13 protein-coding genes are annotated in these 13,461 nt (G+C 35.6%); 3 read left to right on the top strand and 10 right to left on the bottom strand.

Annotation, left to right across the window (positions count from 1 at the left end; all coding sequences use genetic code 11):
• Positions 1 to 1,136 (top strand): amidohydrolase family protein (locus U1E26_07925; protein ID MDZ4169569.1); only part of this gene is annotated, 1,136 nt, incomplete at its 5' end.
• A 47-nt stretch (positions 1,137 to 1,183) separates the two neighbouring features.
• Positions 1,184 to 1,867 (top strand): HAD family hydrolase, encoded by a 684-nt coding sequence (locus tag U1E26_07920; protein ID MDZ4169568.1) that lies wholly within the window; start codon positions 1,184 to 1,186, stop codon positions 1,865 to 1,867.
• Between the two features lies 1 nt (position 1,868).
• On the opposite strand, the gene tfrA is transcribed toward U1E26_07920, so the two are convergent.
• Positions 1,869 to 3,521 carry a fumarate reductase (CoM/CoB) subunit TfrA gene (tfrA, locus tag U1E26_07915; GenBank protein MDZ4169567.1) on the bottom strand — a complete coding sequence of 551 codons (1,653 nt, stop codon included), beginning with the start codon at positions 3,519 to 3,521 and terminating at the stop codon, positions 1,869 to 1,871.
• A gap of 273 nt (positions 3,522 to 3,794) precedes the next feature.
• Here tfrA and sepS point away from each other — a divergent pair, with 273 nt between their 5' ends.
• Complete coding sequence (gene sepS, locus U1E26_07910) at positions 3,795 to 5,390, top strand: O-phosphoserine--tRNA ligase (protein MDZ4169566.1); 1,596 nt, start codon at positions 3,795 to 3,797, stop codon at positions 5,388 to 5,390.
• Positions 5,391 to 5,869: 479 nt separating this feature from the next.
• Here sepS and U1E26_07905 read toward each other — a convergent pair whose 3' ends face one another.
• From U1E26_07905 to U1E26_07865, 9 genes are all read right to left on the bottom strand, one after another.
• On the bottom strand, positions 5,870 to 6,430 hold the full coding sequence (locus U1E26_07905) for a DUF5518 domain-containing protein (protein MDZ4169565.1): 561 nt from the start codon (positions 6,428 to 6,430) through the stop codon (positions 5,870 to 5,872).
• Positions 6,423 to 7,250 (bottom strand): hypothetical protein, encoded by an 828-nt coding sequence (locus tag U1E26_07900; GenBank protein ID MDZ4169564.1) that lies wholly within the window; start codon positions 7,248 to 7,250, stop codon positions 6,423 to 6,425. Before U1E26_07900 ends, U1E26_07905 begins: the two co-directional genes overlap by 8 nt.
• A 50-nt stretch (positions 7,251 to 7,300) precedes the next feature.
• Positions 7,301 to 8,404: a hypothetical protein gene (locus U1E26_07895; GenBank protein MDZ4169563.1), complete on the bottom strand. Its 1,104-nt coding sequence runs from the start codon at positions 8,402 to 8,404 to the stop codon at positions 7,301 to 7,303.
• A gap of 70 nt (positions 8,405 to 8,474) precedes the next feature.
• Positions 8,475 to 9,542, bottom strand: a complete 1,068-nt coding sequence (locus U1E26_07890) for a hypothetical protein (GenBank protein ID MDZ4169562.1) — start codon at positions 9,540 to 9,542, stop codon at positions 8,475 to 8,477.
• Between the two features lie 37 nt (positions 9,543 to 9,579).
• Positions 9,580 to 10,374, bottom strand: coding sequence for a hypothetical protein (locus U1E26_07885; GenBank protein MDZ4169561.1), 795 nt, complete (start codon positions 10,372 to 10,374; stop codon positions 9,580 to 9,582).
• A 60-nt stretch (positions 10,375 to 10,434) separates the two neighbouring features.
• Positions 10,435 to 11,694 (bottom strand): hypothetical protein, encoded by a 1,260-nt coding sequence (locus U1E26_07880; GenBank protein MDZ4169560.1) that lies wholly within the window; start codon positions 11,692 to 11,694, stop codon positions 10,435 to 10,437.
• Between the two features lie 61 nt (positions 11,695 to 11,755).
• On the bottom strand, positions 11,756 to 12,499 hold the full coding sequence (locus U1E26_07875; protein MDZ4169559.1) for a hypothetical protein: 744 nt from the start codon (positions 12,497 to 12,499) through the stop codon (positions 11,756 to 11,758).
• Positions 12,500 to 12,511: 12 nt separating this feature from the next.
• The gene (locus tag U1E26_07870) at positions 12,512 to 12,895 is read right to left on the bottom strand and encodes a hypothetical protein (GenBank protein ID MDZ4169558.1); all 384 of its coding nucleotides are present in this window, start codon (positions 12,893 to 12,895) and stop codon (positions 12,512 to 12,514) included.
• 89 nt (positions 12,896 to 12,984) lie between these two features.
• Positions 12,985 to 13,461: hypothetical protein (locus U1E26_07865; protein ID MDZ4169557.1), on the bottom strand; the 477-nt coding region annotated here is incomplete at its 5' end.

The raw sequence follows: 13,461 nt of genomic DNA, 5'->3' as shown, positions 1-13,461 counted from the left end.
TAATGCCAGGATTAATTAATACCCATACCCACATGTCTATGGCTCTTTTTCGAGGATTGGCGGATGATTTACCTCTTGATGTGTGGCTTAATGAACATATTTGGCCCATGGAAGCTCATTTAAATGGAGATTACTGTTATTCCGGAGCTATGTTAGCTTGTTTAGAAATGATAAAGTCAGGTACCACCACTTTCAATGATATGTATTTTTTTATGGATGATGTTGCTAAAGCTGTGGACAAATCTGGTCTGAGAGGAGTTTTAAGCCATGGAATGATTGATCTTGGTGATGAGGGAAAAAGAAAAGCAGAATTTAAAGAAACCCATCGTATTATTGAAAAATGCCATAACGCTGCCAATGGTAGAATAACTGTAGCTTTTGGGCCTCATTCACCATATACCTGTTCTAAAGAGCTTCTAAAAGAAGTTCGAAGTGAATCTAATAAGCATGGGAATCCTATTCACATTCATGTGGCAGAAACTGAACATGAGGTTAATCAGATAATTGAAACCCATGGTAAAAGACCTTTTGAATATCTAGAAGAAATTGGTTTTTTGGGTAATGATGTTTTAGCAGCCCATGCCGTTCACATTTCAGATAAAGAAATAGAAATTGTGAAAAAAAATGGTGTTAAAATATCCCATAACCCTGCTAGTAATATGAAACTGGCCTCAGGTGTTTCGCCCATAGATAAAATGATCAAAAAAGGAATTAATGTGTCTTTGGGGACTGACGGTGCCGCTTCTAATAATAATTTAGATATGATAGAGGAAATGAAGCTAGCTGCCCTTTTGCAGAAAGTGCATAATATGGATCCTACTGCTTTGGCAGCAAAAAAAGTATTTGAAGTTGCCACTTACCAAGGGGCCGTTGCTCTAGGTATGAAAAATGATTTAGGCACTATTGAAACTAATAAAAAGGCCGACCTTATTCTTATGGATATTAAATCTCCACACTTAACACCTTTCAGACATCCTCTTTCGCATATTGTTTATTCCGCTAGTGGAAGTGATATCCATACCACCATCTGCAATGGAAATATTTTAATGGAAAACCGAGAAGTTTTAACCATTTCTGAAGAACAGGTTATGGAAATAGGTCAGAATGCTGCTGAAGATATGCTTTCCAAAAACTAATTCAAAATATCATTAATAAATATTGTGAAAATAAAGGAGTTGTTAGCATGAATCAACTGGTATTATTTGATATTGACAAAACCCTAATTGACAAGTCTGAGTGCCACCATCATGCATTTATCTACGCCTTTGAAAAAATTTATAATATAGACACCAATGCAGAAGTAATCAATTATCATGGAAAGACAGATCCTCAGATAATGCACGAGGTTTTAATTGCAGAAGGCCTTAATGAAAGTGATATTTGTCCACTGAAAGATAATTTCCTTAATTGTCTGTCTAATTATTTTATTTCTAATGTAAAATCAGATAAAATTGAAGTAATGGATGGTGCCCGTTCACTCATAAAAGAGCTTGAAAATCAAAATATATTATTAGGCCTATTGACTGGAAATATGGAATCAATTGCCTATGCTAAATTAAATCACGTTGGATTGGGCCATTATTTTAAATTAGGAGGATTTGGAAGTGATAGTTATTATCGGCCAAATTTAGTACCTTTGGCAATCAAAAGGGCTCAGAACAATTTTGCTTTTAATGGAAATAAAAAAAATACTTTTGTGGTTGGAGATACTCCACTTGATATAGACGCTGGACTAAAAGCTGGAATTACTACCATTGGTGTTGCTAGTGGTGATTATTCATTAATAGAGTTAAAAAAATCCGGAGCTAATTTTATTTTAAATGATTTAACAGATTTGAATGGGTTTTTGAAGATATTGAAAAAATAAATCATACCCGGCTAATCAAACCAATTTTCCCATTCCTATTTAAGACAATACTCTTTTTCCAGCCCTCCATAATGTTCGGGAAATCTTCCCGATAGTGGGAACCACGACTTTCTTGTCTTAAAACTGCAGCAGTTATAACCATTTTAGCCGTTTCTATCATATTTTCTACTTCTAAAGCATTTTGCAAGCCCTTGTTGAAGCTAGATCCTTCAGAAACATTCATCCTGCTTAACTCAGAATCCAATTGACTAATAGTTTTTAAAGCCATTCGAAGGCCATTTTCGTTTCTTATGATTGCTACATTGTCCCACATAGTTTTTTGGAGATCTTTTTTGATTTTTTGAGGAGAAATATCTCCATCCTTAATTTTACACTTGATTCTTTTTTCTTCTTGCCTTACAAAATCCTGGTTCAAACCGCCATTTGATTTTAGGGCATTTTCTGCAGCAGCTTTGCCTGCACGTTCTCCAAATACTTGAGTATCCGCCAAAGCATTTCCACCTAAACGATTAGCACCGTGCACTCCCCCAGTAACTTCACCCGCTGCAAATAGATTTCCTACACTACTATGGCCATTTTCATCTATTTTAACTCCACCCATAAAATGATGGGCCGTTGGGGCCACTTCCATCGGTTCTTTACAAATGTCCACACCCACATCAGAGAATTGTAGCACCATAGTTTCCAGCTTTTCTCCAATAATCTCAGGATCCAGATGGGTAACATCCAGATAAATTCCTCCATTTTCAGTGCCCCTTCCTTCCCTGATTTCATTGTAAATAGCCCGGGCCACCACGTCCCTAGTGGCAAGTTCCATACGAGGATCATATTTGCCCATAAATCGATTAAAATCTTTATCAAGTAGTATTCCACCTTCACCCCTTACTGCTTCAGTAACTAAAACGCCCTTACGTGATTCAGGATAAACCATTCCCGTAGGATGGAATTGTACTTGTTCCATGTCAATAAGATCAGCCCCCGCCTTCCAACCCAGAGCAAAACCATCCCCTCCTTTTTGAACAGTGTTAGAAGTTACTGGATAAATATGGCCCGCGCCTCCTGTAGCCAATATAGTAGATTTGGCTTGAAAGCACATCATTTTAGAATCTTTGAGTGAAAGTCCCACTGCTCCTTGGACAGTTCTTCGTTCTTCATCCATAATAAGAGCAGTTATCATAATTTCATCCATGCTATTTATTTTTCGGCGAATAATCTCTTCTTTAAGGGCGGTGATTATTTCATGACCAGTCCTATCCCCCTGAAAACAAGTTCTTCTAAATTTCTGGCCTCCGAAAGGCCTTTGATCAAGCTTTCCCGATTTTTGTCTATCAAAAATCGCCCCATAATTTTCCAAATCCACCAAGCGTTGTGGTGATTCTTCCACTAATATTTTAGCCAGTTTAGGATCATTAATAAATCCTCCACCTTTGAGAGTATCTTCATAATGAATATCTGTATTGTCATCACTATCTAAAAAAGCAAAAGCAGCATTATAACCACCCTCTGCCATTCCAGTACATCCAGATTTAAATGATAATCCTTTAGAAACAATAATCGGTTTTAAATTGTGATTAGAAACTTCTATTGCGGCTCTACATCCCGCGCCTCCAGAGCCAATAATCAGCACATCACATTTATAAAATTCGCTTTCCATGATTTTTCATTGATTATTATGATTATTATAATTTTATGAAAACCACACCAATATAAAATATAAAAATTTTCAAATAAAATAAATTCAATTATAATGGAATTTAAAAAATTAATATAACTGTGAACCATATAAATCAAATACAAGTTTATTAACAGTTCTAATATAACTTTAAAATTAAAGATTTAACTTAATTTAAAAATAATTATTGTGATCTAAAAAATTCCTAATTTTATAGACCATATAATAACTCAAAAATCATTTTGGGGGCATAATTTGGACAAAAAAAAGATTATAAAGCTGGCTAAGAAAGATTTTGAAAAGGCATGGATGGAAAGTGGAAAGCTATTAAAAAACCCACACCATGACCAGCAGCACCCCCGGTTACGCTTCAATACCGGAAAATCACATGTTTTATACGACACCATATGGCAAATAAGACAGGCTTACCTACAACTAGGTTTTCAGGAAACTATAAACCCTCTTTTTGTGGAAGAAGAACATGTTTACAAGCAGTTCGGGCCAGAAGCCCCCGCAGTTCTTGACCGTTGTTTCTACTTGGCCGGCCTTCCAAGACCAGACATTGGTTTGGGAATGGATAAAATAGAAAAAATTGAAAAACTGGGTGTGGAAGTTAATGAAGATCGTTTAAAAGACCTTCAAGATGTTTTTAGAGGTTATAAAAAAGGAGATGTGGAAGGAGACGACTTAGTACATGAAGTTTCTATCTCTCTGGAAGTAGAAGACCATATTGGCCTGCGGGTTCTGGAGAAGGTATTCCCCGAGATACATGAGTTACAGCCCATATCCAGTCGAACTACTCTGAGATCCCATATGACATCAGGATGGTTTATATCATTACAAAATGCTCATAATCACTCTAAATTACCCCTTAAACTATTTTCAATCGATAGATGCTTTAGAAGAGAACAGCGCGAAGATTCAAGTCACCTGATGACTTATCATTCTGCTTCCTGCGTGGTAGTGGACGAAGAAGTTTCCCTGGATGTAGGTAAGGCCATTTCTGAAAGTTTACTGGAATATTTTGGTTTTTCCAAGTTTAAATTCATTCCAGATGAGAAAAAATCCAAATATTACATCCCTGAAACCCAAACCGAGGTTTATGGATACCACCCCAAGCTAAAAGAATGGATAGAAATCGCCACCTTTGGATTGTATTCCCCTATTGCCCTTTCCAAATACGGTATCGATGAAGAAGTCATGAACCTGGGAGTAGGTGCCGAAAGAATGGCCATGGTCCTGAATCAGGCCAATGATATTAGAGAAATGGTTTATCCCCAAATATATGGTAAATGGGAACTCACTGATCGTGATTTGGCCACCATGCTGCGTATAAATTATTATCCGGTCACTGAAGAAGGTAAGGTCCTCATGGAAAACATGATTTCTGTTTGGAGTGAAAATGCATCGGCAGAATCACCCTGCGAATTTACCATATTCTCTGGAGAATTTTTAGGTAAAAATATTACTTTAAAAGCCGTAGAAGAAGAATCAAAAACCCGACTTTTAGGGCCTGCCGCTAAAAATCAGGTTTACATTTATCAAGGCAATATTGTAGGAGTTCCTGTAGAAGGAAAATTAGATGATCCTCTGATAAAAGAGGCCGTAAATAAGGGAATTCCAATTAATACCAGTTACTTAGAGGCTTTAGCTGCTCAAGCCGCCTACAAAGTAGAAGAAATGGTGGTCAGTGGTATGGATGAAATTAAAATTAGAAGCACCATTGCCCGCTCACTTTCTGACATAAACCTGCAGCTGGATAATGTGGCCTTGAATTATATTACTGGGAATAATAAAGAAATTGATATTAGAGGCCCTATATTTTCTACATTGGTTTGTAGAAGGGATTAAATTCCCTTTTTATAAATTAAATGGCCACCCCATTCACAAACATTAGAATAATCCTCCGGAGACTCTCCCCCTGGAATTTGATAATAATTTCTACATGATTTACAAACCAAATAATTATTATGATTATCTAAGTCACTTATTCTCTCAGGAATAGCCTTATACACAGTAACATCTGTTTTAATAAGCTTTAAAAAAGTCTTATAAGCCACTATTGTGTCTTCAACCAATTCCTAAACGATCATCATACACATCAGTTAGAACACCACCATCAACCATGCCGGATTTATCAACATCAATGGCCCTAATCAACTCCTCATACAAACCAGAACGACACATCTCCTTAATACCATCCAAAACCTCAGCTAAACCCGGAACATCCCAACCATAAAGCAAATCAAAAAATCCAACATCTCCTGATAATACCTACGCTCCCGCTCCTCAATACTCCTCTCAGTAAACCCCATAATAAAACCTTTTACTTATTTGCTCATTATAGATTTTATTTTCACTCCGATTAAACCTGTGAGTGCTGCTATTACTCCTCCAATAAACATTGTGACTATTATAAAAATGATAGTCATTCCTGGGCCATGAACATTCATTCCTAAAACCCCATAACGATCTTGATTTTTAATAAGTCCTAAAATCAGAATCATTAAATTAATTAAAAACATTATAATAGCACCAGTAATAAAACCACTTTTTAAAGCATCCTTAAAAGTACCACCCAACATATAAGCAGCTACAAAACCACCAACCAATACTCCCAAAACCGTCATCCTCAAAAATAAAGACGAAGCAAAACCTACACCAACCCCTAAAATCAAAGCATACTTCAATTTATTTCTAATAGGTTTCAATTTACTCGACATTGAATACTCTAACTCACCACCACACTGACATAGCCCAAAATCATCAACAGACTCACCAGATTGAAGCTCATAAACACCCTTACAATCATTACAAACCAAAAAACCAACAGAACCATCTTTCATATAGAATTCACCACACAACCCCTTAATTAAAAATTGATCATCCAATATCTTGCACCAACTCAGGAATAGATTTATATTCAGTCACATCCGTCTTAATAAGTTTAAAAAAAGTTTTATAAGCACGAATAACATCGCCCTCATTAATCTTCAAACGGCCATTATTTACAGCACTACAGCCAGCGAGAGTCTGGATAAACAAATCCTCCGTAGACCTATAAGTAGAAATGTTTTTAACGTATTCAGTAAGATCCGAATAATCCAATGAGAATTCCATTACTTCGAACATTAGTTCAATAAGTTTGTTGTATAGTTTTTTGGCGTTTTTGTCTTCCCATCTGACTTTTTTTAGTGCTTGAAAATATTCGGGAGTAGGTTCCGGTAACTCATTGGGATTTACACTATCAAAATCATCTAAAGTAAATATAATTCGTTCATCAAGTCGACTAAAGTAAATATTTAAAGTATCATCCCAATTAGTGGCTCTTTTTGTAAACATGCAATAAGTAAACTCAATAAAACTATAAATAGAAAGGAATTGTTTAGCAGTTACCAAAGACCGACCAACAATAGTGGCAAAAAATCCGCCAAACATTAAATTATCCCTTGCAAGTTTCAAAACCCTCACTTGAAGCAACTCATCCAAATCAAAAACCCTTTCCCTCGAAACATCATTCTCCAGCTTAACAGCATCGATCAATTCAACATAAAGTCCCGATTCATTCATATATTCAATTTCTGCTAAAACCTCATCCAAACCACCAATATCACAATCACTCAAGTACGAAAAAAGCCGATTTATATCTTTAATTCCCCTTTCTCGTTCTTTTTCATTAGCCATTTCTTCAATTTTTTCTGAAAACCCCATAAGTCATCCCACAATATTAGCTATAAACATTAATATTACTCTACAATGAATTAAGGTATTTCTGGTATGAGGAATTTAGCAAGGTCTTCAAGGTTGGGCATTGAGAATTTCATTAAATCTGATACTGAATTAAAAATTGAATTCCATGTATCAAAAGGATCTAAAGCAAATTTGGCTGTTGAAATTATGTTCATTATAGTACTAATTTCATTTTCAGCTGCTGGAAACAATTTAACTAAAAATTTCTGTAAAATGATCTCACCTAAATTCGGACTTAAATTTAACATTGCCGTACTCCACTTAGAAATATAGTTTTCCGCCCAAGGCTCATATAAAGTATCATGATAACGTTGAATTGTATTAGAAATCGTTTTTACTTGTTTCCCTAATCCGAAATATTTTGCTATATTGCCCACAGTTCTTAAAGAATTCATAATTGCATTATTTACACCTTGTAACCATTCATTAGGAACTAATGCTGTTGCAACACCTATTACAAGTTCACCAGTCAATTTCAACCAAAATATTTCGTTTTCGGTTAATTCTTCATTGGTTGGTTCTGGTTGTTTTATGGTCATGTTCCAATTTGCTATTTTAGCATCTTTTACTCCACTTACAACATCTCTTACGCTGCGAATATCCCTAGGCAACTGATCATTAGATACTTTTGGTTGTGGATCCCATGGAGGCTTAAGATCTGGCTGCTTATCTGGTTTCGGCACATCATCAGGCCATTTATATTCATGGCTAGGTGTCTGATAAGTCGGAGATCTAACATCCAAACTAAAACTGGCCTTATTATTACCACCATTAGAATCACTCATGGCCGCAGTGGATCTCCATTTACCATTAAAAACCTTAACAATCGGCTTCGCTGCCACAGCATGTGTACTGGTTAAATCACCATAAACACTCACCATATTCACAAAATAACCAATATTCATGGCCTGCAACACCAAATCCAAACTAACACTATCATTAACTAACAACAAACCAGCATTCCACACACCACAGGCCACATCATACACTCCAGGTCCTTGAGAAGATAATAACTTCAAACCCACCGGAATCTTATAATTCAACTTAGCATCACACGATTTAGGGCCTAAATTACTAAGACTAATAACCAAATGAACCGTATCACCAATACCCACACTACTAGCATTACCTGTAATAATTCACAGGCCCTATTCATTTTCTATTCGAATTTAGAAAAATTTTTATTTAATTTTTATAAACTTCAGTATCTCCTAAGGGATTTATTTGTGTTAAATCGGTTTTAAATAATTTAAAATAAGTTTTATAGGCCATTATAATGTCCTCTTTATCTGCCGAAGCACCATCCCTGGATAGGGCACTGCATGCCGTTAAAAAATTAATCACACTATTTTCAGCATAAAAAAACTTATAATCCTCCTTAAAATTATTCAACAGATAATACTCACGAAAACCCTCCAAACGTGTTAAAAGCTTCTTAGCATCATCAGACCAACTCAAATTTTTCATTGACTCAAAAAATTCTGCACTTGGCTCTGGAACCTCCTCCACTAAATCAAAATCAAACAAACCATAAACTATACGCTCATCCAAACCACCAAAATAAATCTTATCATAATCCTCCTTATCCAACATCTGACCTCGCCAAATAAAATAAATATTCTTAAGAAAAATACAAAAATTAGTAAAACCTTGAAATCCCGCCACCAAGGGATGAAGAATAATCAAATTAGGCCTCAAATAATCATTAGCACATTCAAACAACCTATTATTTTTATTATAAGACTTAATAGGTAAATTCACCAACATAGCATAATTACCTAAGCTTGTAACCTCATAAAACTCCTTAACAAGAGCTACAACAGCATCATCACATACTTCATCCAACTCATCCACTTTCAACTCAAATTTATCACGAGCATTATCTGATTCAGACTTAGACAACTCATCAAAATACAAACTCAAAAACAAACTAAAGAAAACAAACTGCACACCAATCAAAACATCAGAATACATAGAAGAAACAATATCCTGACTCTCCAAACCTAAAAGCAAAAACACGATAAAAACCGGAACAGCAAAACCCACCGCACAAACCTTAACCAACTTATCAACCACATCCGACCCAAAATAATACTTAATTAACCTACCAGATACCAAACCAAGTAAAATAATTATAAAATACGGCCAAAACAAATTAAAAGCAAAAAAATAAACTAAAATAATTATAAAAAACATGAAACCAAGAACCAAATAACCACGATACCGACCAAACCCTAATTTATCACCAGCCATTAAATCAAACCACCACAATAATACATCTAAAATATAATTACTTATCCCAATTAATCAACTCAGGAAGAGCCTTATACCCCGTCACATCAGTATTAATCAACTTCAAAAGAGTCCTATAAGCCCTAACAGTATCATCAACACCAATAAACATACGACCATCAGCCAAAGCACTAAACGCCGCAATCAAACGAATAAAAATATTCTCCGAAGCACCATAAGAATCATCCCACTTATTATCAAAACCCAACGAAAACATCATCACATACATCATTAATCGTTTCATTTTTTTGTATAGTTCTTTGTTTTCCCATTTGACTTTTTTTAATGTTTTTATATGTTCAGATGTGGGTTCTGGCAACTCTTCAAAACTAACCACATCAAAATCATCCAAAGCAAAAATAATACGTTCATCTAGGCCGCTGAAATAAATATTCATCAAGTCATCTTCACCAATATTATTCTTATGAAGATAATAAACCGATTCAATAAACATATAAATCGTGAAAAAATCCTTAACAAAAAAATCAGACCGTGAAAAAACAGTATACAACAAACCACCCATTCCAAGATTATCCTTAGCCAAACTAATCAAACGATAATCATACACATCAGTTGGAACACCACCATCAACCATACCTGATTTATCAACATCAGTAGCCCTAATCAACTCCTCATACAAACCAGAACGACACAACTCCTTAATACCATCCAATACCTCAGCTAAACCTGGAACATCCCAACTATAAAGCAAATCAAAAAGATCCAACATCTCCTGATAATACCTACGCTCCCGCTCCTCAATACTCAGCTCAATCCTCTCATTCAAACCCATAATAAAAACCTTTTCACCATTGCTATTAAACAAGTATTATTAATTAAATATTATTTTAGGTTATGCATTTGGATCCTGAAGTGGTTTAATAATGAAAACTTTTTCAAAATTACCCCGATCAGGCAAATCACTCTCAAGTAAAAAGCTCACAACAACATCAACAAAAGCCATAGTAGTACCAATTGGATCTGATACAAATTCACCATACCCAATCATTTTTATAGCCAAAGAAATTTTTTCTGCCTTATCCGGGAAAAGCTTAAGTAATAAAGTTTTAAAAACTTCCATACCATAATTAAAACCTACAGTTTGTATTACTGTATCGATACCATTAACAACATTCTCAACCCAAGTGCCCTTAATAGCCCGATTAACATCTTTCAAAGCTTGATTTACTATTGTTTTGTATTTATTATTTCCAAACCACTTCGCTATAATTCCAACAGCCTGTGGAACTTTTATATATTGGCCTGCAATCCCACTTAGATATTCCCCAGCGGATCCTAATGGTTTACTTGCTATTTCTATTCCCACTAAGAAAAGAACTTCTGCGGCTAATTTAATAGTAGTTCCAACCCAATCCTCATATTCTTCTGGAGTAGGTTCTGGGCCAGGATCCCCTGTCCAATCTGGCATTTTAGGTGGTTCATTAGGCTTTTTATTATCATTTTGCCCACTATCTTGGCTATTGTCTGTTGGAGTGTAGCTCGTGAAATCTCTAATATAACGGATATCTCTTTGTAATTGAGTTTTAGGAGTGTTATCAGGAGTGATAGAACCACCATCACCGCCGCCGCCATTTCCGCCACCGTTGCCACCACCATTACCTCCATTACCAGATCCACCTGCGCCTCCGGATCCTCCACCATTACCACCGTTTCCTCCGTTGCCTGATCCACCGTTGCCACTACCAGACCCACCATTATCGATTGGTTTTAATCCGTCAAATGCAGAGGAATTAATAACCGTTGGCGTAACATTACCCAGCACACTGGCACAAACCATAGACCAAACCATATGATTATTAGAAATATTCAAATTATCATAAACATCCACCACATGATTAAAACAACCAGCACCCAGAACCTGCAACACCAAATCCAAACAAAAACTATCATTAACTAACAACAAACCAGCATTCCACACACCACTGGCCACATCATAGGCCCCCGGCCCTTGAGAAGATAATAACTTCAAACCCACTGGTATCTTATAATTCAGCTTTGCATCACACGCTTTAGGGCCCAGATTACTAAGACTAATAGTCAAATGAACTGTATCACCAATACCCACACTACTAGCATTACCCATGATACTCACAGCCAAATCCGTGGCCTCAGAAGTCACATTCAAAGCATTAATAATCTCTAGCACCCTATAACTAAATTAATTTAGAAATATCGGTTCTAATGATTTTAAATAAGGTTTTATATGCTATTAAAACGTCTTCAGTTATTATTTTTTGTCTGTTCTCTTTAACGGAGCTGCATCCTGATAAAAATAGGATTATATCCATTTGAGTTGTAAGAAAAGAGGCTTCTTTAACGCCATATCCATTAAAAGCATGGAATCTTAAAACTCGTTCCATCCTAGAATAAAAATCTTTAGTTTTCCTATTTTCCCATTTGATTTTTTTTAATTTCTGAAAGAAATCATTAGTAATTTCAGGATTTTCTTCTATTCTATCAAAATCCAATAAATAAAATGTGATTTTTTCACCCAAACCACTTTTAAATAAATTTAAAACATCATCAGGCATTAAATCTCTTTCTAAATTCATGGAATAGATCCATTCCAAAAATGGAAAGAAATAATAAAACATCGGATAATTAATGAGATCTGAAGAAAAAATGCCTGGCTTATGATTGAGATTTTCATGTGCAAGAGTCAAAAGATAACTTTCACTAGCAATTTCTAAACTATTATCACTCATAGCCGAAACAGGCTCTTTCCAATTAGAAAAAATATCAAATAAGTCAAAATAAATACCTGAATCTAACAACTCGATTAAAAGAACCACCAAGCCATCGATATCCTCATCAGGATATTTATTCTTCAACTTTTTCAATTCATAATGACCAAGATCATTGCGCGTAGGAATCTGCAGATTTTTTAGAATAGACATTAAGATAACTCCTCATTTATATTTGTTTACTAAATCATTAAATTTTTGTGAAAGTTCTTGAAGTGATAATTGATCTAACATATATATTGCTGGAGCAACATATTTTTCGAGTGCTGGGAACCTAACAGCCAGATTTCTCAATCCCAGACCAATTATTGTTGTTGGCCCAACCCCAGTTATCGGTGTGAACAAAAGTTCTTCAATAGTTGGTACCATATACTTTCCGTATCTTACTGTTGTTGACATTATAAAATCTGCTAATCTGACTCCAATCCAAGTTAAATACATTAGACTTGTTGATAATGCTCCTAAAATTGAATTTAAAAGTAATTGTAAATACTCACCAGATTTATTAGGAATAATGGCAAGCGCACATCCTATTAAAGCTCCAAGCAAAATTATAGCATATAATAACCAAGGTTCATCCCCATTTTCTTCTTTTGATTCATCATTATCATCATTAAATGGATTTAGTGTCCAGTCTGCTATTTAGCATCTTTTACGCCACCAGTAATATCACGTACACTGGCAATATCTCGAGGTAATTGATCATTTGAAGGAGTTGGTTTAGGCGGATATTTAGGCTTAGGAGTAGGCTGAGGTTGCGGCTCCTTATCTGGCTTTGGTGTAGGAGTAGGTTGAGGAGTAGGAGTAGGATCCGGTAAACCCGGCCATTTATATTCATGGCTAGGTGTCTGATCAGTCGGAGATCTGACATCAAAACTAAAACTGGCCTTATTATTCCCACTATTAGAATCACTCATGGCCGCAGTGGACCTCCACTTACCATTAAAAACCTTAACAATCGGCTTCGCAGGCACAGCATGTGTACTGGTTAAATCACCATAAACACTCACCATATTCACAAAATAACCAATATTCATGGCCTGCAAAACCAAATCCAAACTAACACTATCATTAACTAATAACAAACCAGCATTCCACACACCACTGGCCACATC

Source organism: Coriobacteriia bacterium, from assembly GCA_034370385.1.
Lineage (GTDB): Bacteria > Actinomycetota > Coriobacteriia > Anaerosomatales > PHET01 > JAXMKZ01.
Note: the sequence above shows the minus strand (reverse complement) of the source record. Positions and strands in the feature narration are given on the sequence as shown.